Below are 23,164 nucleotides of genomic sequence, written 5' to 3'. Positions count from 1 at the left end.
AGTTTTTTTATAATTTTAAGGAATAAGGCTCTTTTTTTACACACAAATCGCTTGCTGATCAATACCGTTAATACAAAAAAGTTTGGTTCTAAACTTACCCTTCTTGTAATACTATTATTATGTATTATAGAGTATACTTCTGCAAAGAATACTCCTAAGGACGATATTGCCCAACTGAAAAATTCATCTTTTACACACCTGCACACTCTTTCTGACTCTACACTATTTTATACTGATAAGTTGAAGAAAATAGCTTTAGAAATAGGGGATAAAGAAGCGGAAAGCTTTGCTTATCAGATAAGTGGAAGTTATTTGATAAAAAAAGGAGAAATCACAAAAGGTTTTGAAAATACCATGAAGGCGCTTCATCTCTCGGAGGAGATTAAAGACTGGCCGGATGTTTCCACGATCTGTAATAATATTGGAGTATTCTATTTCAGAAAAAAAGATTATAAAAAAGCTTTGAAATATTACTTGAAAGGGCTTGAATCTATTCGTAATGGAATGTATGAAGCAGATGAAATCACTTTGGAACAGAGGAGACATGAGGTCAATATGTTGCTCAACATAGGTGAAGTGTATATGAAGTGGGGACATAATAAGTTAGGACTCAAATATGAAGATGAAGCTTATGTCAATGCCATCAAATATAATTTCGAAGAAGAGGAAGCTTATGTTTTGGCAATAAAAGCGCAGATTTATTCCAATCTTGGAGAAATGGCAGAGGCTACTTCTTATATCAATGAATCCATCCGTCACTTTGAAAATTTTGATGATCAGTATGCATTATGTGAATACAAGTTGATGTCTGCTGTATATTATTTTAAATCTTCTAACTTAAAAAAAGCAAGAGAGCAAGCATTAGAAGTTTATCATTTGGCAAATTCATTAGAGGCAATGTTCTTTATCAAAGATGTCTGTGAATTACTGGCAAAGATTGAAAAAGAAGATCACAATTGGAAAGCGGCTTACAATTACGTAACGGAGTATAATGAGATAAAAGCAAAAATTGATAATATTGAAATAGAAACGAGGGTAGAGAAGATCAAATCTTCTTATGAATCTGAAAAACATATTTCTGAGATCTATTCACTTAAGCTTGAAAAGGAATACAATGAGAGAGTAATGAATGATCAGGAAAAATTCATTTATGTTCTTGTATTTATCTTCATAGTGAGTGGTATTTTTATTTACTTTTTGTATAGATTCTATAGAGATCTTAAAGTTGCGTATCAGAAAATTTCTGACAAAAACTTTAAAATTGAAATTCAAGCGGAGGAAATTGCAGCACAGAGAGATCACCTTCAAGAATACGTGGAACTGATTGACTCTAAAAATAGAAGAATTTCAGCCGGTGTGAATTATGCAACAAGAATTCAAAATGCTTCACTACCTATCCGTTCAAATATAGAAAAGTTATGTCAAGAATTAATGCTTTTCTACAAGCCAAGGGATCTTGTGTCAGGTGATTTTTATTATTCTTCAGGAATACTCGAAGGCGTGGAAGATGAAATGGCAATTATTGCTTGTAGTGATTGTACAGGACATGGTGTTCCGGGAGCCTTTATGTCATTAATTGGTACAGGATTGCTAAATGAAATTATTAAAGTCAAACGTATTATTTCACCTAAGGATATCCTTGAAAACTTACACCTGCAATTACAAATGACACTGAAGCAACATGAAAGCTTTGGTGTTCAGGATGGTATGGACATTTCTATTGCTTTGATCAATTATACTCAGAAAAAAGTAATAGTGAGTAGTGCCAAAAATTCTTGGTTATACTATCAAGATGGTAAGCAATTTGTTATGAAAGGTGATCGAAGAAGTATTGGAGGTATGGATTTGAATAGTTCCGCTTTTCAAAATCATGAACTTGATTTTAGCAAGAAGGAAACACTTATTTACCTTTATTCTGACGGTTATCAAGATCAGCTTGGTGGGCCAAATAACAAGAAGTTTTTAGTGAAAAGATTTAGAGAATTGATCGATGAAATTCATCATCTTCCAGCTAAAGAACAGGAGAAAATCCTATTACATCGTTTTGAAACGTGGAGGAAACAGCAGAATGAATCGCAAACAGACGATATTTTAGTAATAGGTTTTAAATTATAAATTAATCGGAGTTATTTTTTAAATGTATTGAAAAGTGAATAAATTTTTACTGCTAATAACTTTTCTACTTTCTTTATCTTCACCTATTTTTAGTCAAAACCCACTTGAAGGTTTAGAAGAAGACGCCAAATACGAAGCAGCTAAAAAGTTGCTAGAGAAAAAAAAATATAAGAACACGGTACAGACTGTTCATATTATTGATTCTCTCCTTTCAGAACCTGAGATTGAAGACTATCAAGAGCACAAAATAGACTTGATAGAAATCAAAGGCAGGACGTTTATGATTGGAGGGAAATTAGATAGTGCCAAAATATATTTAACTGAGGCCAAGCGTTTAAGCTTTGAAAGTGATTATTTAAAAGGTAAAGGAAAAAGTAGTTTATGTCTTGGTTCTGTTGAATCATTTATGGGACATGATTCCTTGGCTTATTCAAATTTATATGAAGGGTTTGGGTATTTAGAAGAGCTACAGGATTCCACTGAAATTGCCTTGGGATGTAATCATATGGGCTTATACCTCAAAAATGTTGGTGATTTTGATGAGGCTATCCGCTATTTTCAGCGTGCAAAACTGATTTACGAGGAAAATGGAGACCTTCAAGGACTTTTTAAGGTGCTTAGTAATGAAGCATTGATTTGGAAAAACAATAGTATCGACGATGAAAGCCTAGCAAAAGAAAACTATACGAAAGCGATCTCTATCTTTGAAGAAGCCCTATCAGTTGCTGAAAAAATAAACAACGAATATTTTATCGCTAATATTAATGTAAATATTTCAGGTACATATTCTTCGTTGAATGCATTCGTAAAAGATTCTGTGATAAAACAAGAAAATTTAAAGAAGGCATTATTATCAGCTCAAAAAGCAAGGAGTATTTTTTTAAAGAAAAATCAGAAAGAACGGTTAGCTCCTGCTTCAACACTAATAGGAATTGGATACTGGAAATTAAAGCAATTTGATTCAGCAGAATATTATATTGAAGAGGCATTAGATGTGATTGAAAAATATAAGTACAGTTATTCCACTCATGCTGCAGCATACGAGGTTTTAGGTCTCATTGCTTTTGAAAGAGATCAGGATTATAAAAAAGCAGAGAAATATTATTTAGAGGGTTATGCAATTTCCAAGGATAGAAGTTTAATTCAAAGGAAATATAAAATGATTGATCATTTGATCAGACTGTACGAAGCTACTGGTGATTTCAAAAATGCGTTTAAGTATCAGAGAGAGAAGTTGGAGGTAAATAATGAATTAAATAATAAGTCGGAATTCAGAAAGCTGACGCAGTTGGAAGCTAATTTCAACAACAAAAAATTGCTTAAAGAAAAAGAGCTGAAAGATGATTTATTAAAATCAGCTCAAAAAGAAAGAACATTGTGGTTTTGGATTGTCATCTTAGTTTGTGTGTTGGCATTGGTTGTGATCGTTCTTTACTTTATTAATATCAGATTGAAAGAAGCACAGCTGAAAGTTTCTGAAGAGCAAAAACTTAGCGCTATTGAAAGGGAAAAAAGATTGGAAGAATTGGATGAGTTTAAAACGAAGTTCTTTGCTAATATTTCCCATGAATTTAGGACACCTCTTACATTGATGATTGGGGCTATTGATGAACTCAAAGAGCAAGTGGAGAAAAATAATAGTTTAAGATCGTTAGAGTATCAGACAAAACAACTGCTGGAACTGATTAATCAGATTTTGGATCTTACTAATCTTGAACTTCAAAATAATAATACCTTAAAACTAAGTAATACGGACATTAAAGAATTACTGTCTGTGGGCGTTTCATCTTTTCATTCATACGCTGAACAACAAAATGTAACTATTGATTTTCAGTTTGAAACTGAGGAAAGAGAAGGCTATATCGATAAAAATAGTATTAATAAAATCGTTAATAACTTGATTTTTAATGCGATTAAGTTCTCAAAGACAGAAGGTAAGATTGTGGTAAAAGCTAGTATTGAGCAAGGGATTTTAAAAATGTCTTTCTACGATAATGGAAAGGGAATAGCCGCTTCAGATTTACCGTATATTTTTGATCAATACTATCATTCAAATATTGGTCTTTCTACCACCAACGGAATTGGTTTGGCTTTAACACAAGGTATTATCACTAAGTATTTTGGTAAAATAGAAGTTGAAAGCGTTGAAAGTGAGTGGACAAGGTTTGATATTGAGATTCCAGTCAGCCTAGCCTTCTTTGAGGATAAAGATGTAGAACTGGAAATTACTGAGTCAGAATTAGAAAGTTTACAATCAGTTCTGCCAGAACACTTGTCTTCAGAAGTTCCTGAAGGTCAAATGAGTAGTGATGATAAAAATCTGCCTTCAATATTAGTGATAGATGATAATGAAGACATAAGAAATTATCTACATAAAATACTAAAAGATAAGTATCAGGTAAGTTTAGCTGAGAATGGTCAGAAAGGTTTTGAAGCAGCGAAAGAGTTGATTCCAGATATCATTCTATCTGATGTTATGATGCCGGAAATTGACGGTATTGAAGTGACTCGTCTACTTAAAGAAACGGATCAGACATCACATATTCCAGTTATTTTATTGACTGCAAAAGCTGATCAATCAACACTGTTGAAAGGTTATTCCACAAAAGCAGATGCTTATATCACCAAACCATTTAATAAGCAGGAGTTATTGGTGAGAATACAAGGTATTCTTGAAAATAGAAGAATTCTTCAATCTAAATTCCGTGAACATTTCTTAGTGAAGGAAGATGTGGTAGAGTTTTCAAATAACGATGAAAAGTTAATCAAGTCATTTACAGCTATAGTTGAAGACAATCTTGATAATACGGAGTTGAGCGTGGAAGAAGTAGCACAGCAACTATTTATAAGTAGAAGTCAATTGCATCGTAAAATAAAGGCTTTAACCGGAAAATCTTCGAGTGTATTTATGCGTGATATTCGTTTGAGATACAGTGCTGAATTATTGAAAAACTCAGATGCGGTCATTTCTGATATTGCTTATCAGACCGGATTCAATACTCCAGCGTATTTTACAAAATGTTTTTCTGACCTTTATGGTGTTACACCTAAAAAGTATAGAGAACAAGGCGTTTAAGTACAACTTCAAAATTAACTATGATTTATTTTTGACTTTGTACTTAGAAATAAAATAATTACAATTAATTCTTCTAAAAATATTGTAACGAAAAGATCTATTGCTTAAATTAATAACTTTGAGCGATGTATTCTGCCAAGTACATTATTTACCATACAGTGCATTCTCATCACTTCATTAATAATACCTTAAACCAGTATAATTTTTTACCATGTTTGATGATCTTATCAAAAATAAAAAAGCAGGAACTGAAAGTACTAAGCAAGAGAAATTTATTACAGAAAATTTCTTAATTCTTGATACAGAAACAACCGGACTTGATGCCGGGGTAGATGAAGCCTTGCAGATAAGTATTATCAATGATAAAAAGGATATTCTTCTCAGTACTTACATTAAACCTAAGTATAGAAAAACTTGGCCTGAGGCAATGGCCGTCAATGGTATTTCTCCTCAAATGGTAGAAGATGCGCCGGTATATGATTTTGCTATGCAAGACATGATCAACGATCTTGTTGAAGATCAGAACATAGTGATATACAACGCACCTTTTGATATGAATTATGTAGACCTGAGAAACGCCAGAGGGATTTATTGTGCCATGAACGTTTTTTCTACAGGTGTAGTAAAGGAATGGAATGAGAAATACAATAATTATACTTGGCAACGATTATCTACTGCTTTCAATCACTTCAAAAGCCATCTTACCTTAGAAGATAAAATTCTTTTGGATAATGCACACGATTCTTTATCAGATAGTTTTATGACTTTATTTGTATGGGAACAACTTATGCAAGCTGGCTTTGAGAAAGGGATAAATTATCTTAAATAGCCCTGTCATAAGATTTTGATGCCAGCCAAGCCTTCCATTTTCTATAAAATTCCACTTCCTGAGTGGCAATAATACCGTCTGCTTTAATTGTAAGAGTGATAAGGTGGTCTACCACTTCCCAAGTATCAACATGCATCTGCCCGACAAAACTCATGGCAGTATTAAAATTTAAGAATACCATATTTTTGATGGCATCAATTTTATCATGATATCGTTGAGGCAGTTCACTATTGGTTACGAAATCAATAAATTCCTTGATTTCCACTTTTTCTTCTTCTACAATCCTACCATCGCAACGGGCTACAGCCATTCCCACTGCAAATAAACCTATGATATAAGGTTCATAATGTTCTGTATTATACAAGTTTTCCGAGGTCTTTTTAATTAAGTCTCGCATGTAGTTTCTGGCGGCTAAATCATCCTCCTTCAGTAAAAACAACTCATTTTCTTTTAATGAAACATTTTCTGAAACTGAGAGTTTTTGGTGTGATGGAGTTATTAAGACCGCATTTTCAAGAGCTTTCCAAATTGACATGTTTTTAGAGTAAGTTTATCCTGATACACTTTAAAAAATTTAGTCTAACACAAATTTAACATTTTACCTTACAAACCAAAATTGATTTTTATATTTTTTGACATTCATTAAATATTTTAGTGTTTTGAGAAAATTATTCATTCACTTTTATTAAGAATGTGATTCTAAAATCTCTTTTAGTAAAAATACCCCTTTTAGTACGTGGGTTTATTAATTTCACCCACTACAGCAATACTATTTTCTCTAAAATTAATCACCAAACAACTTAAAAAGGTAAAATTTCGCTTCTAAAATATATTTTCCCAGCATACTTTAAAAGATTCCTAAATTTTGTATTTCTTTTTTTATTGAGGACGATTCAAGTCAACAAATGTTGTATACAGTGCTTTATTTTGTCGTTTCGGTGGTTGAGCCTCTTTGTGTTTTTAAGTAATGTAGTATATAAAATATGTAGTTGTCTGGAAATTCATTTCTAATGGATGACCACAAAAACACGATTTATTTACACGATCATTATCATAATTTTTATACTCACATAATTACTACCTAAAATGAGGCATTTATTTCTGTATACAATATTAATTGTATTCACTTCTTGTGGTGGAGAAAAAACCCAGGATAAACAAACTAAAGATCAATTAGTTAAGGTTGTTCAGGTCAAGGAAGAAGGAGCTAGTCACTCCAATATTGCAACGGGAGTTTCAATTCCCCAAAAAGAAGTGCAATTGTCTTTCAGAGTAAGTGGTCCTTTGAAAACTTTTAATTTAGAAGAAGGACAACGTGTACAAAAAGGGCAAGTTTTAGGCGTAATTGATCAGAGAGACTATAAAATAGATCTTCAAAAAGCGGAGTCTGCCTTTCATCTTGCCGAAGCGGCTAAAGTAAGAGCGGAGAAACTATTCAAGAAAAACAATATTGCAGAGCAGGTTTACGATAAGGCCATCTTGGATTTTGAACAAGCTTCTTCCAACCTCGAAATGGCTGAAAATGCGTTAAAAGATACCAAATTATTTGCACCATTTACAGGAAGAGTCAAAAAGTTATCCATTGAAAAAGGAGAGCATGTTACTGCTTCAAAAACGGTGATTACTTTACAAGATTTTGAAAAAACAAGAGTAAGATGCACAGTACCGGAGGAGATCGTGAAACAAGTCAATGAATTGGATAAAGTTGAAATTGTTTTTGATTCAAACCCAAATAAAAAATACTGGGCGAAAGTGATTGAGGTATTACATGATACTGAACAACTGAATTATGCTTATCCTATGCTTTTGGAAGTACAGCATGCAGATGGACAGTTTTTAGCCGGAATGACTGTTGAAGTGTATTTCAATTTTAAAAATAAAGGAGAAACCACAGTGATTCTGCCCACAAATGCTGTGATGGGTGAAGCAAACGGTGAAAATTTTGTATGGTCTGTATCTCCAAAAAATAAAACATTGCATAAAGTAAATGTGCAATTGTTACACCTCAAAGACGATAGTAAGGTGGAAGTGAAAATGTTGGGCAACGCAGAATGGGTTGTGGCAACTGGTGGATCATTATTGGTAGAAGGCCAAAAAGTGAGAGCGAATATTGAAAATGCAATGATCACTAAGAACTAAATCACCATGAACTTAACGAAATTTTCTATTGAGAATAAATCATTTACATGGTTTGTTTTAGCCCTTGTTATACTGGGGGGAGTGGTGGCTTATCAAAAAATTGGTAAGCTGGAAGATGCTCCTTTCACTATCAAACAGGCGGTAGTTTTGACTACTTATCCCGGTGCTTCTGCTGAAGAAGTAGAGCAACAAGTCACAGATAAATTGGAAGAAGCTATCCAAGCCATGGACGGTCTGGATTACTTGGATTCGGACAGCAGACATGGGGTTTCTAAAATTCTTGTAGTACTAAAAAAGACGGTTCCCGGCGATGATATTCCACAGATGTGGGATATGCTGAGAAGGAAAGTAGGTGATGCACAGTCTCAGTTGCCCGCTAATGCAAATACTTCAATAGTGAATGATGATTTTGCTGATGTATTAGGCCTTTTTTATGGAATTTATGGTGAAGGTTTTACTTACAGAGAGTTAAATGACTATGCTGATAACATTAAGAAGGAGCTGTTAAAAGTAAACAATGTAGCGAAGGTCTCTTTGTTTGGTAAAGCACAGGAAAGTATTGATTTGAAGCTTTCATATACTGCTATGAATCAGTTGGGTGTTTCATTGGAAAATGTAATGCACGCTCTTAATCAGCAGAATAAGTTGGTCAATGCTGGCTTTGTCAATACAAATGAACAACGATTGAGAGTCAAAATTGGAGGAGACTTTAATAATACAGAAGAAATTGGAAACTTTTTAGTGACCAACTCGAAAGGAAATCAAATTCGATTAAAAGAAATTTGTGCGATTGAGGAAGGGTACGTCACTCCCTATACTTCCAAAATGAAAATACAAGGCCTTCCCGCTGTTGGTTTCGCTATTTCGGCATCAGCAGGAGCCAATGTTGTGGAAGTTGGGGAAGATGTACGTGCTCAATTGGAAGTGATAAAAGAGAACCTTCCCGCAGGTTTATTTATCAAAAATATATACGATCAAGGTAATGAATCTAAAGTAGCCAATGATGGATTTGTATTCAATTTGATCGCCTCAGTAGGAGTAGTAGTATTAATTCTATTGTTTTTCATTGGGTTAAAGAATGGTATTTTAGTAGGATCAGGGCTTGTATTCTCAATTCTTGCCACTATCATTATCATGTGGACTTTCGGGATCAATATGGAAAGGGTTTCATTAGCCGCATTGATTATTGCAATGGGTATGCTCGTGGATAATTCCATTGTAGTGATTGAATCAATCTTGATGAAAATGAAGATGGGCGTTCCTAAAAAACAAGCAATTATGGAAGCGGCAACAGCTTCAGCTTGGCCATTATTAGGGGCGACAATCATTGCAATTTTAACCTTCCTCCCGATCAGGATTTCACCTGACTCAACGGGTGAGTACTTATCCTCATTATTTAGTGTATTAGCAATCTCGCTTTCATTAAGCTGGGTGTTTGCACTTACACAATCTGCATTGGTTTGTGATGTTTTCTTAAAAGACGAAAAGAAAAAAGAAGGAGAAACGGAAGCACTATTCCAAGGGAAATTTTATGATAAATTCCGCTCTTTCTTACGTTTAGGTATCCAATATAAATATATTTCATTAGGAATTTTTCTAGGATTATTCGCATTCTCATTGTTCACGGCTAGGTACATGTCAATTGTATTTATGCCGGAACTTGAGAAGAACCTTTTCAAAATCAATGCCTTCACTCCTGAAGGAACAAGAATTGAATATACTGAGGAGCAAGCGGATAAAATCTATGAATGGTTGATGGAACAGGAAGAAGTAAAAGAGGTTACAGTTACTTTGGGTAATACACCTCCAAGGTATTTCTTAGCTTCTTCATCGTATGGACCACAATCAAACGTGATGCATTTTATTGTAGAATGCGAAGATTTTGAAAATGTAGACAAAGTGTTCTCAAGGTTAGAAAAAGAGAAATATTCTAATTGGCCAGACATATTTATCCGTCCAGAACTTTACTCTGTCATGTCTCCATTGGATGGTAAAGTGGAAGCTCGTTTTATGGGTGATGATATTCAAGTGTTGGATTCATTAGTCAATGAGGCCATGCTGATTATGAGAGGCAGTGATTTGTCGAGACATGTGCATAGTAGCTGGTTTAACATGGCGCCAGTTTGGACCGCAGAATATTCTAATAATAAAGCGGCAAGAGCAGGAGTGATAAGAGCAGATATTGCTAATTCTTTTAGAGTGGTAAGTGAAGGTCTGCCAATAGGCACTTATAGAGAAGAGAATGAGTTGATGCCAATTGTCTTGAAATTGGATGAAGGTGAAATTCCAAATATTGAAAAGGTAGAAAACATGAAAGTGATTTCAGGAATGAAAAATGTTCCTCTGCCACAATTGACTAATGGGATGTCACTTGGTTATGAATACCCAATTATTCAAACTTATAACAGACACAGAGCACTTTCAGCATTATGTGACCCGATTGAAGGTGTAACTACTGCCGAATTGCAAAAAGATATTGTCAGTAAAATAGAAGCAATGGAGTTGCCTGAAGGGTATACTTTTATGTGGGATGCTGAAAAGAAAAACCAACAAGAGGCAGTAGAAGCCATTGTGACTTTCTTCCCATTGGCATTTCTATTGATCATTGCTATTCTTATCGCATTATTCGGAAACTACAAACAACCAATGATTGTAATGGTCTTGCTTCCTTTCTCACTGATAGGAGTGATCTTCGGTTTAGTAGGACTTGGGAAAGCATTTGACTTTATGTCCTTTATCGGTTGGATTGGTTTGTTGGGTATGGTCATTAAAAATGTAATCGTATTGTTAGATGAGGTGAACATCCAAAGGAAAGAAGGACAATCACATTACGATGCCATTGTTTATGCTACGATTTCAAGGACGAGACCAGTACTGATGGCGGCGATTACCACCATGTTTGGTATGATCCCGTTGATTCCGGATTCTGTTTTTGGAGCGATGTCAGTGACGATTATTTTCGGTTTAGGTTTCGCTACATTCTTAACACTGATAGCAGTTCCGGTATTCTATGCTATTTTCTATAACATCAAACTAAACAAATAATAAACATGGAAAAATTACAAAAACACTTCGTAGTTCTCCTGATTTGTTTAGGAGCAATAGAAGCTCACGCCCAGGTCAATGATCCTTACCTAATGGAATATAGAAAGGAGGCAATTGAACATGAGCAACTCGTGAAGATGGCTGAAAACCAAGTAGAAGTAGGATATAAAAACTATAAAGCGGCCATGTCCAATATGATGCCTAAAATTGGTGCAAGTGCTGATTACTGGTATGTTCAAAATCCATTGCAGATGACACTGCCTGATGATCCAAGATTTGGAGAATTGGCAGGTCAGACCATGGGACAGGGTGCACAAAATCAATATGGTTTATATACTTCCTTGACACAGCCAATTTATAGAGGGGGTCAGTTGAAGGAAAGAAAAAATCGTGCGGAAGTGAAGCATAAAATTGCCTCTGAGCAATTAGAAATCACAACCCAAGATGTGATTATGGCTACAGACCTTCAATATTGGCAATCAGTGGCACAGAACGAATTGGTTTTTGCCATGAAGAATTACAAAAATGACTTGTCAAGAATAGCAGGTCTTGTTGAAAATAAAGTGGAGGTGGGTACACTGGACCGAAGCGATCTTTTGATGACTGAAGTGAGAGTAAATAGAGCAGATTTAGCTGTAATTCAGGCTGAAAATGATCTGAAGGTTTACAAAATGTCATTGAATAGAATATTAGGCAGACCGTTTGAAGATGAAATCACTTTAATTGATTCAATTGAGTTGGAATATTTTCAAACGCATGAAATGGATATGTCCGTTCGTCCAGAATACAAAGTAGCAGAATACAAAGTAGAAGAGCGTATCAAGGACATGAATATTGTGAAAAGCACTTACCGCTTACAATTAAGTGGTGTGGTAACAGGATCTTATTCATCACCGGGATATAATTTTCAGCCAGGAGCAGTGCCAAATGTTCAAGCGGGATTGATGATGAGTATTCCGATATTTCATGGAGGTAGAAAACAGCATTTAGTAGCAAGTCAGCGATTGAAAGTTCACAATGAACAGCTGGCATTAGAAAGAACGAAAGAATTGCTGGATTTGGAAATCGCTCAGAAAAGAGTGGCTTGGCAAAACAGTTTGAAAGAAAATACGGTGGCAAAAATTTCTTTGACAAAAGCACGTCAAAATGCCTCGGTTATGGAAGAAAGATTCGAAGAAGGGCTGATAGATATTTTAGAGGTGATTGATTCTCAGTTATATCTTGAACAAGCCGTCATTGAATATATACAATCAAAGTTAAAGGCTCAGATACAATGGACACATTACGTTCGTTCGATGGGAAATTTAACAGCTAACTAACAGCTAAAACAATTAGGAAAAGAGGAGTTTGTGGGGAGGTATTTCATTATATCTTCCCACTTTTTTTATAAAATAAAGGTACATTGCATGTCTGTTTATGCTTTTATACATTTAATATCGGAAGTTTTAGACTTTCTTTTTTAATTGAATAACTGCTAAAAATATTAGATTGCAATTCATGGCTTCATCAAAACACATTCATCAATGATTGTATTAGAGAAAAACCTTAAGTGGGTGACACCAATTCTCAGTCCATTGCTTTCACTTTTATTATTGTACTTCACATACTGGTCAATAATTGGTGATACTGAAGAAATTAATGCTTTTAGTTATGTTTCGACCTATTTGTATTTGATTTGGTTCAATGGAATGGTGTATTTCAGTGGTCATCTTTCTAATTTTTACGAAAACTTTATACCTATTAGAAAGAACCCAAGTTTAAGGTTGACTTTGGAGTTGATTACATTGTTTGTGATGGCATTGCTTTTCTTTTATGTTGTTTTGATCACGATCAATCTGCATTCTAATAAGCCTTCTCCTCATATCATTCAAAAAAATAATTTGATTTTAGGGGTTATTCAAAGTTTGATTTTACTATTGTATTGTTCTCTTATTATCACGGATGACTATTTAAGAAAATGGAGAGATGAATCGATCAAGGCAGAAACGCTGAAGCAAGATAAATTGAGAGCAGAAAATAGAGCATTGCAAGCACATCTTAATCCGCACTTCTTATTCAATAGTCTAAACGTTTTGATTTCAGAAATTGAATATGATCCTGTTCAAGCTAAAAAGTTTGCGATGGATTTATCACATACGTATAGATATGTTTTGCAAATCAAGGAAGCTACGGAAGTAACTTTTGAAACGGAGTGGGAAGCGATGAAACATTATTTGGACCTGCATCAAGTGAGGTTGGGTGAAGGACTTAATTTAGATTTGAATATCGAAAACGAAAAATCGCAAAGAATAATTCCCCCTTTGAGCCTTCAGCTTTTACTGGAAAATGTTTTTAAGCATAATGTAGCAACCATCAGAAAGCCACTGACTATCAAAGTAGAAATGAGGGAAGATTTTATTAAAATTGAAAACAATATTCAATTGAAAAATAAGAAACAAGAATCTTATAATATCGGGCTCACGTATTTGAAAGAGAGTTTTAAGGCCATGGACAAAAATGCTCAAGTTGAAATAACAGAGACTAGTGATTATTTTTCTGTAACCATACCATTACTGAATAAAACAGCATAAAATGAAAGTACTAATTATTGAGGACGAGGTACCTGCACAAAGATATTTGAAGAAAGTAATTCAGGAAATCAAACCGTATTGGGAGTTTTTATTTCCATTACAGTCCGTTGAAGAAAGTTTGGAATTTTTTGAAGGTAATGAAGCCAAACCTGATCTTATTTTTATGGATATTCAGTTGACGGATGGTTTAAGTTTTGAAATTTTAGAGAAAACTTCGGTTAATATCCCTATCATTTTTGTGACTGCTTATGATGAATATGCCTTAAGGGCTTTTCAGGTCAATAGTATTGATTATTTGCTGAAACCTGTGGAAGAAAAATGGGTGCAGAAAGCAATTGAGAAATTTGAGGCAAAAACTACTTCAATTGTTTCTAAAGAAGAAGTGAAAAATATTCAAACACATGTAGCCGAACAGTCCAAAGCCTACCGCAAAAGAATATGGGGTAATACGGCTGTAAGTATGGAAGCTTTGAATGTAAGAGACATTGCTTGTTTCCATTCCCAAAACAAAACAACCTATGCTCAAACAGAACAAAAGGCTAGTGTTACCATTGATTTTACACTCGATAAATTAGAATATGAACTAGATCCTTCAATGTTCTTTAGAGTAAACCGTCAGTATATTGTAAATGTCAATGCCGTAAAAAGTATTGAACCTTTTTATAATGGAAAGTGGGTTTTACGACTGAAAACAATGGAGGAAGAAGAAATTGTTATTCCGAAGGAGAAAGCTCCTAAATTTAAAAAATGGGTGGTAGATTAATTTTTTTGAAGTAATGCCCTGAAGAAACGGGACAGTTTTTCAGGACATTACTTTACAATCTTATATAGCACGTCTCATCGGCACACTATCTAAAAGAGCGTCATCTGTTTGAAGAATTACTTCATTTAATTTCTCAACAATAGCATCACGATCTCTAGGTAATTGAGCATCAAAACTAACAGAGTTGATACCGTGAATTCCCATATAATAAGTAGGAACATCCACTAACTCAATGGTCATGATTTGCTCTTCTAACACCTCTCTTTCAGTGGAGATATTAAAAGTCCCTTTGGCAACATCATTTTCCAGAATCGTACCTTTATTTGCATTTAAAGTAGTAGGCACAATTCCCAATGGTTTTACCTTATTGATTAAACGAGCATTCGCTTCAGCGTTTTCTATGCCTCTTTCACTTCCGGCAGCACCGAACATAAAGCCATAGAAGAAAGTCATTCCTACTTTATTTAAACGCTCTAATTGTTCTTCAGTATCCTTCAGAGTTGCACCTTTATTGAGGTAATCCAATGCATCACTCAAGCCTGTTTCAACACCAATCCACAAATCACCTATACCTAATTTTGCTAATTCGGCTAAATCCTCATCAGATTTGTGCATAATGTTATTGATAGAGGCATACATAGTTATTATCTCTACTTTTGGAAGGTAATGATGGATCATATCTGCAATGGCTTTCAGTCTTTTCGCAGAAAGCACAAAAGCATCACCATTCACTAAGAATATTCTTTTAACGTCAGGATATAATGTTTGAGCTTCTTGTAAATCAGCTTCTATCTGTTCCATTTTTGAGATCGAAAATTTCGTTTCTCTATACATGGTACAAAAAGTACATTCATTATGAGCACAACCTACCGTAACTTCCAATAATAATGTATTTCCTTCATAAGGAGGTCTGTAAACTTGTCCTGTATATTTCATTTTATTCTAATATTTTATGTGTAAAAGCAATTAACTTCTCTATTTCATTTTTATTATATGCATCTGGATGAGCCGTAGTATATCTTCCAGAATCATTGTCGAAATAATCACCGCTACGGTTGTAGTGTTTCTCATCCAATGCCAGTTCCACTAACAAATCAGAACCCTTTTCAGCAGGAGACCAGAATTGTCCATAAGCATCCAAAGCCATTTTAGTTCTTAACAATGAACCAGGATTGACGGCAATAGAGGTGATGTTCTGATATTTTTCACTCAAATAAGTCGTCCAAATTGTCAAAGCTAATTTGCTTTGAGCGTAGGCGTTATTAACTTCAAGAATTGATTTATTTTCTAATTTCCCATAATCCACTTTGGCTTGAGCAGCAGAACTAAGGTTGATAATTCTAGGTTGATTTGCTTTTTCAAGCAACTCTATCAATCCATTTGTCAGTACAAAAGGTGCCAAATAATTAACTGTAAATCGTAGATCAAAACCTAGATTATTATTGGCTGAAGTACCATGGAAGACACCTGCATTATTGATCAAAACATCTATGCTTTCAAAAGTATTTCTGATCGTTGCAATCATGTTTTTTACCTCTTCCAAGTTGGAGAAATCAGCAACAAAACCTTTAATGTTTTTATTATTTGTAAGAGATTCAATTTCTTTAATTAAGTCATTTACTTTAGCTTGACTTCTGCCATGCACCATTACATTTTGACCTTGTTTGGCTAAAGCAATTGCAGCAATTTTACCAATACCATCTGTACTACCCGTAATGAATATATTTTTGTTTTCCACTTTTATCTTGTTTTGATTTTAATGATCACAATGCATAATAACCTTAAGGCTACTAAACATTGTGTAATGAGTAATTATGCTAAATCATCTTTCGCTTCAATCAAGAAATGATGACTTATAGAGCCGGCTGTTCTTTCTTCTAAATGAGGAACATAACCAGGATCTTTCATGAAATTTAAAGCAGCATCTTTAGAAGGCCATTCGATTAAAATTCGAAGAGTGGCATCTACTTTCTCACCTTCTATCTGTTCATGACTTGCAGTTCTAGCAAGGTATTTTCCGCCATGCTTTGCAACCAATTTGTTTGCAGGTTCTAGGTAATCTGCAATCCATGCATCTGTAGTTGGTGTTACATCTAATACTGAGTAGTAAGCCATTGTATTTAAAAGTTTAAGTGGTGATTAACAACCTTACAAAGGTACTAGGTAGAGAATTGGCTTAAGTTGTATGAATATTGGTAAGAGTTGTATGATTATTGGAAATGAGGTAAATATATACTTGTTTGTATACTATTTTGAATTCATTAGTCTAATTTTGTACTGTAAATAATGATAATTATCCAATATATATACCATGAAGACCGAGTCAATCAATAAATTATTAGAAATACATGTAGAAGAAATAGATACATGGGTAAAACGACCTTATAAGAACAATTTTTTTGAAATTGTTTTTGTAGAGCAAGGGAGCGGAAGGCAATGTATTAATGAACATGAGTTTGAATATAATGAAGGAAATATATTTTTCCTTCCCCCAATGGATTGTCATTCTTTTAAAATCAATACACCATCAAGGTTTTACTTTATACGATTTACGGATCATTATTTCCTTCAAAAAGAGGGTCTGATGGATTATAAAGCTTGGTTTGACCGCATAGCTTATGTTATAGCTAATTATAATAAAGTGCCAGGAGATATCATATCCACAGATCAAGACCGTCAATTTATTATCAATAATATAAAGTCCATCTATAAAGAATATTTGCTTTCAGATGCTTATTCAACTTCTATTATCACAGGTGTCATTGCTTCTATATTAAATATTTTGGCTAGAAGTATAGAGAAAAAATATGTAGATAAAGCCAATGAATCAGACAGTCGATTTGGAGAAATACTACGCTATATCAATACAAACCTTTTGGATAATGAAAAACTCAGATTAAATCATCTTTCTGATCAATTTGGCATTTCAAAATCTTATTTCTCTGAGTATTTTAAAAAACAAGCAGGAGTGAGTCTAGGAGATTATATTTTGAAATCTAAACTTAAAATTGTGGAAACCAAAGTGTTGCATACGGATTTAAGTTTAAAGGAAATTGCATGGCAACTTAATTTTACAGATAGCAGTCATTTGGCGAGGTCGTTTAAGAAAGTATACGGAAGTACTATCAAGGAATTTAAGATAAAGGGGAAGTTGAATTGTGTGGTTTAATTGTTTTACTTTCAGTATAAAACCTTCTGTTTTTAAAAAAAGGAATGTACTCAATGTTACTACTGCGATGTTCTTGGTATTAGAAGCAAAAAAGTTAAATTTAAAAATCAATCAAGAGAGGTTGAAAAGACTACTTAACATTTTAAGGGTTAGATTATACCTAATGTAAAAATGTGTATAAAATCAATTATTAATCACGGCGGACATGTTAATAGCTAATGCTAATATAATCAGTAATTTATGGGGAGCAATTTGAGTGACAAAAGGAGTATTGCAGTTGTAAATAATTATAACAATAACTTTAAAATGATATTTCAAATTTCACTTTTTATATCATTTTATATTTTTGATGAACAGTTTAATAATTTCTTTATTCAACTCAGTCTTATCAAGATTGTAGTTTTTCCATTATTTCTAGTTGTTTTTTTCTCTTTATTATTGTTTCCGAATAATATTCTTTTTCGTAGAAATTTAATAGTAGAAAGTGATAGATTCTTTTTAAAAAAAGAAGAAATAAAATTTAATGATATAAAAGAGATAAGTATCAAAACATATGAGAGTTACCCTCAAGAATTGATTGAGATGAAAATCATTAAAAATGATTCAAAAGTGTATAGAATCACATTAATTGATAAATGGATTCAACATTCTTTTTTCTCGAAAAATATGTTTAAACGGGATAGGTATTTAATACATAATACGAAAATTGCTCAGGATTTATTTCAAAATAATGCACTTTTACAAAGTAAGTTAAGTGTGGAATCAAAATCATTCCTATAGAATAGCCTCCCTCTTCAGATAGCGATAATATCACAATTATTCTTGAGTTTTTAAAAAAACTATTCCTTTAATGAAACAGGAAAAGTCGTTGTGGAATTTTCGTAAAGTATTTGATACATTTGTGCTAAAGCAATGTGGCACTTATAGTATTTTTTTAATTTCAACCTGACTCATCAATGAAAATCGCATCTATTTTCTTTTCAAGTTTTTTTCTTTTTCCTGGCGTAGCTTGTTTGGTGATAAGTGTATTATCCTATAAAGAAAGTTCGGAGTTTTTAGACTCTTCTATTAAGACGGGGGGAAAAGTGATGGAGATTGAAGAATACACAAGAGTCAATGAAGAGGGTAATGAATATTCAAATTTGGAATTAGTGATTGAATTTATTGATCAATACGGTGACACAATACAGTTCAATGCTCCGGGGAGCAGTCATGATGTAGTTGGGCAGAAAGTGGAAGTTTTATATCATGAGTATGCTTCAGAAGAAGCAATTTTGAACAATGGACTAGAACTTTGGGGAGGAGTGCTAGCCTTAGGGTTCCTTGGATTCAGCTTTTCAGGTTTGGGTATTTTTATATTGTATGGTTTTAGAAGGAAAGCCAAAAGTGAGAACAGTAAAGAATGATTATTGATAAAGTATCAAGATTTTTTAAACTATTAATGGGTAAAGCAAATTATGGAAAATTTAGAAACGAAAAACGAACAACAACAAGACAAAGTTCAGGAGGAAGAGATTCAAGAAGAAGAAAAGTCGAATAGCTTTAAAGATATCCTTAAATTATTAAAGCCGACGAAAGAATTTTATGTTACCCCGGTGATTATTTATGTAAATATATTGGTGTTTTTAATCATGTCAATAGGCGGGGTCAGCCCTTTTTCTCCTACCGCTGAGGCGTTATTAAATTGGGGTGGCAATTTGAAAATTTTGACACTGAATGGAGATTACTGGCGATTATTGAGTAGTGTATTTGTGCACGGCGGTATTTTGCACTTACTGTTCAATGCATACGCTCTCTTACATATTGGAATTCTCTTAGAACCATTGTTGGGAAATAAGAAATTCTTGTCTTCTTACATATGTGCTGGTGTCATGGCCAGTATTGTAAGCATTGCATTCAATGACAATATTGTTTCAGTTGGAGCATCAGGAGCAATTTTCGGTATGTATGGTCTCTTTTTGGCATTTATACTGTTGAAAGTATTGAATATGCCTTCCGAATCCATGCAAAGTCTTAGGTCTAGTATCTTTTCCTTTATCGGTTATAATCTTGTATTTGGTTTTACCATAGACGGGATTGATAATGCGGCTCATATTGGAGGTTTGGTCAGTGGTTTTTTTATTGGTGTTGCTTATGCTATTTCAATTAAGAAACCCAATATTTTGAAATTTGTTACTATCATTATCCCAGTTCTAGTGATTGGATTAGTATCTTTTTTACCACAAGTGCTCGGCAATAAATTGGGAGAGTTTCAGAGCGTAATGGAAGAGTTTGGTGAGAATGAAGAAAAAGCAGTTGCTATGTTGCAGTATGATTTTAGATTGGATAATAAATACCTCTATAAAGATGAATTAGCATTGCTGGAAAATGAAGGTATGGCTTTGTGGGAGAAAAACCTTTCACTTTTAGAGTCATTAGATGATATGCCGGAACACCTTCAGACAAGAATTTATTTGCTTAAAGAGTATTGTGAATTAAGAAAAGAAACAATACAGATTATTCTCAAGGACGGTACCGGGAATATTTTTGGTCCTCATTCTACTATTTTAGAAAATCAAAAAAAAATAAATGAGATTTTTGAAAAATTGGAACTTTTAAATCAATAAGGACAGGTTCTAAACTTTTCAGTATCGATAAAGAAATTGGTTAAAATACCGTGCACCATGACTGGAAGTCATGGGCTTATGGGAAGCTGTCCCATTCTCCAACTTTTTATTATAAACTTGATATCTCAAAGGTTTAGGGCTTTTATAACCTTCTAAATAAAGATAAGTCTAATATTTTTATCAAAAGCTGATCAATGAGTTATCCTCCCAAAAGCCCATAATTTCAATTATGGGTTTACTTTAATCGAAATAACTTTGCATATTAACATTTGTCCTTTAATTTTAATGCCCGAAGTATCAGTATGAAAAGCTAGTACTTCGGTTACAAGAACTTTTCTTATTTTAAAGCAAACTAACTTAAAGTTATGTCATACTATGATGAAGATGGTTATGAAAACCCTCTTTCTAGAATTGCCTATGGAATCGTTGGAGTTATCATAGGTATCCCTGCGTTCCTTTTTGGAACTTATTTATTAATCACTGCAGAAATTAATTACGTCGAATCTGTTGATATGTTGGACAGCTTAAAACCAAGCATAAAAGAAGCCGATGTAAATCATGATCCTCAACTCGATAATCAATTGGTGTATTATCAAGACTCTATCAAAACGAAATCTATCTTAACAGACGAAGAGTTTGGTGTTGGAGGGAATTTTATAAAGCTTCACAGAGAAGTGTTAATGTATCAGTGGAGACAAAAATCTGATTCTAAAACAAAAAGAGATTTTGATGGGGGAGAGACCACAAGAACGAGATACTATTATGATAAAGAGTGGAACAGCTATATCATAGATAGTGATCATTTTGAAGTGCAAAATGGTCTTTATATTAATCCCAAAAAGATGAGGTATGAGGATATTACATTGACATGTGATGAAGCCAATATGGGAAGATATAAGTTGGGTGAAAGTGTGTTGAAAAACCTTCAATATTATACTGTGATACCTCCTTCGGAATTTACAAAAAAAAAGATCATATTTATGGAGATGCTTATTACAAGTGCTTAAGCTTATATCGTGATGCCAATTATTCGAATAATTCTTCCAAAGAACGAGGTCAGTATATTTTTGTAGGTAATGGCACTCCAGAAGCTCCTCAGATCGGTGATTGTAAAATTCTATTTTGGGCCGTTCAACCTGATTCTTTTTCTATAATTGCTGAACAACGTCAGAGAAAATTAGTGGCAAAAGATGTAGAAAATGGAGTGATGTTTTCTTCCTCTTCATGTGATAACTATAGTAATGATACCGAAAATAAATTTACAGTTATAGGAAACGGAAATCAATCTATTGATTCACTTTTCAGAATGGCGGACTCAACCACGGATTCAGACTTATTATTCAGAAGGTTTTTGGGTTATGTATGTGTTATGATAGGCTTCTTATTCATATTTGAACTTCTAAGAGTACTTCCTGATTCCATACCTGTCATTGGAGGTTTTATCGAAAGAACTTTTGCAAGAATTACGATCACTTTGGCAACGTTTTACACTTTTACAATTTCAAGTGTCACTTGGTTGATTTACAACGATACAGATAAATTCTCTTACAGGGAGGTTGTATTTATCTTCATGCTTTTAGTGGGATTACTTGTCTTTTTGTTGGCAACTATTCCTGTAAAAAGGTATTATTATAAAGACGATGAAGTTTACTATTAAAAATTACTTCTTTTAGAGCATGTTTGGAATAAGCTCCCGAATTTGACAGAAGTTCGGGAGCTTTTTTATTTCCCTCAAAACACCAATTAGTACAATTCTTGATCTATAAAAACGAAATCAACTATTCTAACAACAATGATACGAGACATACAACTAACAGACGCTAAAGCAGTAGCTGAAATCTATAACTACTATATCGAAAATACAGTAGTAACCTTTGAAGAAACAGCCCTCAAGCCGGAAGATATAGAAGAAAGAATCCTATCAAAAAAAGAAAGCCTACCATGGGTTGTCTTTGAGAAAAATAATGAAGTAGTAGGTTATGCCTATGCATCAGAATGGAAATCAAGATGTGCTTACAAATATTCTGTGGAGAGTACAGTCTATTTAAAACACACCGAGGTAAAAGGAGGAATAGGAACACAACTTTACAAGGAATTATTGGATAGACTTAGGAAAACTGAAGTTCATGCGGTAATTGGAGGTATAGCATTACCCAATGAAGGGAGTACAAAACTCCATGAGAAATTTGGTTTTGAAAAAGTAGCTCAATTTAAAGAGGTAGGGTTTAAATTCGATCAGTGGGTTGATGTGGGGTATTGGGAATTGATTTTATAATTATTACTCTACATTATTTTTTAAAAAACTTAATGACTAATGAGAAACACACTTCTACTATTATTTAGTTTAATAAATTTAAGCTTCAATACTTCTAACGATAGCTTTATTCCAACAGAAAAGGACAGACAGTGTCAGACTGGTAATAATACAAATATTATCTTTTGTAAATTGAAAGATAATAACGAGGCCACTGAGGTAGCGATAAAATTCATCAATGATTACGTAAAAAACTGTAACAGGATGAATGAACAGATAGAAATAATTAATTGGGTGGAAGGCAATTCAAACATCAGTAATTCATTTAAATCAGAGCTTCATACAATTATTGCTTTAGCAGAAAAAAATGACCCTGAAATAGGACTAGGTTTTGACCCAATCTTTGATGCTCAAGATTATCCTGAGGAAGGTTTTAGGCTTTCTAACTTTGATACAACAAATTATTATTTGACTGTAGAAGGTATAAGATGGAAAGAATTTAAAATCACCATGAAAGTTATAAAATTAAAAAATGATTGGGTGGTTGATGGTTGCGGTATAATAAATATACCTGCTGCAAAGCGTGCACTAAGGTAAA

20 protein-coding genes are annotated in these 23,164 nt (G+C 33.6%); 16 read left to right on the top strand and 4 right to left on the bottom strand.

Annotation, left to right across the window (positions count from 1 at the left end; all coding sequences use genetic code 11):
* Positions 1–51 precede the first annotated feature (51 nt).
* The 3 genes from HHU12_RS11655 to HHU12_RS11645 all read left to right on the top strand — a co-directional run bounded on the left by HHU12_RS11655 (position 52) and on the right by HHU12_RS11645 (position 6,020).
* Positions 52–2,115, top strand: coding sequence for a SpoIIE family protein phosphatase (locus HHU12_RS11655; RefSeq protein ID WP_169656920.1), 2,064 nt, complete (start codon positions 52–54; stop codon positions 2,113–2,115).
* A gap of 34 nt (positions 2,116–2,149) precedes the next feature.
* Positions 2,150–5,191, top strand: coding sequence for a hybrid sensor histidine kinase/response regulator transcription factor (locus tag HHU12_RS35800; RefSeq protein ID WP_169656919.1), 3,042 nt, complete (start codon positions 2,150–2,152; stop codon positions 5,189–5,191).
* Between the two features lie 211 nt (positions 5,192–5,402).
* Positions 5,403–6,020 (top strand): 3'-5' exonuclease, encoded by a 618-nt coding sequence (locus HHU12_RS11645; protein ID WP_169656918.1) that lies wholly within the window; start codon positions 5,403–5,405, stop codon positions 6,018–6,020.
* Here the strand turns inward: HHU12_RS11645 and HHU12_RS11640 are convergent.
* Positions 6,013–6,555, bottom strand: coding sequence for a hypothetical protein (locus HHU12_RS11640; protein WP_169656917.1), 543 nt, complete (start codon positions 6,553–6,555; stop codon positions 6,013–6,015). The genes HHU12_RS11645 and HHU12_RS11640 overlap by 8 nt on opposite strands.
* Before the next feature lie 551 nt (positions 6,556–7,106).
* On the opposite strand from HHU12_RS11640, the gene HHU12_RS11635 reads away from it, so the two are divergent.
* From HHU12_RS11635 to HHU12_RS11615, 5 genes are all read left to right on the top strand, one after another.
* Positions 7,107–8,159, top strand: a complete 1,053-nt coding sequence (locus tag HHU12_RS11635) for an efflux RND transporter periplasmic adaptor subunit (RefSeq protein ID WP_169656916.1) — start codon at positions 7,107–7,109, stop codon at positions 8,157–8,159.
* 6 nt (positions 8,160–8,165) lie between these two features.
* A complete protein-coding gene (locus HHU12_RS11630) occupies positions 8,166–11,204 on the top strand; it encodes an efflux RND transporter permease subunit (protein ID WP_169656915.1) in 3,039 nt (1,012 codons plus the stop codon).
* Positions 11,205–11,209: 5 nt separating this feature from the next.
* A complete protein-coding gene (locus HHU12_RS11625; RefSeq protein ID WP_169656914.1) occupies positions 11,210–12,523 on the top strand; it encodes a TolC family protein in 1,314 nt (437 codons plus the stop codon).
* A 204-nt stretch (positions 12,524–12,727) separates the two neighbouring features.
* Positions 12,728–13,774: a sensor histidine kinase gene (locus HHU12_RS11620; RefSeq protein WP_169656913.1), complete on the top strand. Its 1,047-nt coding sequence runs from the start codon at positions 12,728–12,730 to the stop codon at positions 13,772–13,774.
* 1 nt (position 13,775) lies between these two features.
* Positions 13,776–14,537, top strand: a complete 762-nt coding sequence (locus HHU12_RS11615) for a LytR/AlgR family response regulator transcription factor (RefSeq protein WP_169656912.1) — start codon at positions 13,776–13,778, stop codon at positions 14,535–14,537.
* 60 nt (positions 14,538–14,597) lie between these two features.
* Here the strand turns inward: HHU12_RS11615 and HHU12_RS11610 are convergent, their stop codons facing one another.
* From HHU12_RS11610 to HHU12_RS11600, 3 genes are all read right to left on the bottom strand, one after another.
* Positions 14,598–15,473: a radical SAM protein gene (locus tag HHU12_RS11610; protein WP_169656911.1), complete on the bottom strand. Its 876-nt coding sequence runs from the start codon at positions 15,471–15,473 to the stop codon at positions 14,598–14,600.
* 1 nt (position 15,474) lies between these two features.
* Positions 15,475–16,275 (bottom strand): SDR family NAD(P)-dependent oxidoreductase, encoded by an 801-nt coding sequence (locus HHU12_RS11605; RefSeq protein WP_169656910.1) that lies wholly within the window; start codon positions 16,273–16,275, stop codon positions 15,475–15,477.
* 74 nt (positions 16,276–16,349) lie between these two features.
* On the bottom strand, positions 16,350–16,652 hold the full coding sequence (locus HHU12_RS11600) for a DUF1330 domain-containing protein (protein WP_169656909.1): 303 nt from the start codon (positions 16,650–16,652) through the stop codon (positions 16,350–16,352).
* Positions 16,653–16,848: 196 nt separating this feature from the next.
* On the opposite strand from HHU12_RS11600, the gene HHU12_RS11595 reads away from it, so the two are divergent.
* From HHU12_RS11595 to HHU12_RS11560, 8 genes are all read left to right on the top strand, one after another.
* Positions 16,849–17,706: an AraC family transcriptional regulator gene (locus HHU12_RS11595; RefSeq protein ID WP_169656908.1), complete on the top strand. Its 858-nt coding sequence runs from the start codon at positions 16,849–16,851 to the stop codon at positions 17,704–17,706.
* A gap of 306 nt (positions 17,707–18,012) precedes the next feature.
* Positions 18,013–18,486 (top strand): hypothetical protein, encoded by a 474-nt coding sequence (locus tag HHU12_RS11590; RefSeq protein ID WP_169656907.1) that lies wholly within the window; start codon positions 18,013–18,015, stop codon positions 18,484–18,486.
* A 176-nt stretch (positions 18,487–18,662) separates the two neighbouring features.
* A complete protein-coding gene (locus HHU12_RS11585; RefSeq protein ID WP_169656906.1) occupies positions 18,663–19,112 on the top strand; it encodes a DUF3592 domain-containing protein in 450 nt (149 codons plus the stop codon).
* A 51-nt stretch (positions 19,113–19,163) separates the two neighbouring features.
* Positions 19,164–20,312: a rhomboid family intramembrane serine protease gene (locus HHU12_RS11580; RefSeq protein WP_169656905.1), complete on the top strand. Its 1,149-nt coding sequence runs from the start codon at positions 19,164–19,166 to the stop codon at positions 20,310–20,312.
* 365 nt (positions 20,313–20,677) lie between these two features.
* Positions 20,678–21,319, top strand: coding sequence for a TMEM43 family protein (locus HHU12_RS35640; RefSeq protein WP_169656904.1), 642 nt, complete (start codon positions 20,678–20,680; stop codon positions 21,317–21,319).
* The gene (locus tag HHU12_RS35635) at positions 21,241–21,969 is read left to right on the top strand and encodes a TMEM43 family protein (protein ID WP_169656952.1); all 729 of its coding nucleotides are present in this window, start codon (positions 21,241–21,243) and stop codon (positions 21,967–21,969) included. The genes HHU12_RS35640 and HHU12_RS35635 overlap by 79 nt, the downstream gene beginning before the upstream one ends.
* Before the next feature lie 135 nt (positions 21,970–22,104).
* Positions 22,105–22,587, top strand: coding sequence for an arsinothricin resistance N-acetyltransferase ArsN1 family B (locus tag HHU12_RS11565; RefSeq protein ID WP_169656903.1), 483 nt, complete (start codon positions 22,105–22,107; stop codon positions 22,585–22,587).
* A gap of 39 nt (positions 22,588–22,626) precedes the next feature.
* Complete coding sequence (locus tag HHU12_RS11560; RefSeq protein WP_169656902.1) at positions 22,627–23,163, top strand: hypothetical protein; 537 nt, start codon at positions 22,627–22,629, stop codon at positions 23,161–23,163.
* Position 23,164: the final 1 nt, after the last annotated feature.

Origin of the sequence: Flammeovirga aprica JL-4, assembly GCF_012844305.1 — a bacterium.
GTDB classification, from domain to species: domain Bacteria; phylum Bacteroidota; class Bacteroidia; order Cytophagales; family Flammeovirgaceae; genus Flammeovirga; species Flammeovirga aprica.
Note: the sequence above shows the minus strand (reverse complement) of the source record. Positions and strands in the feature narration are given on the sequence as shown.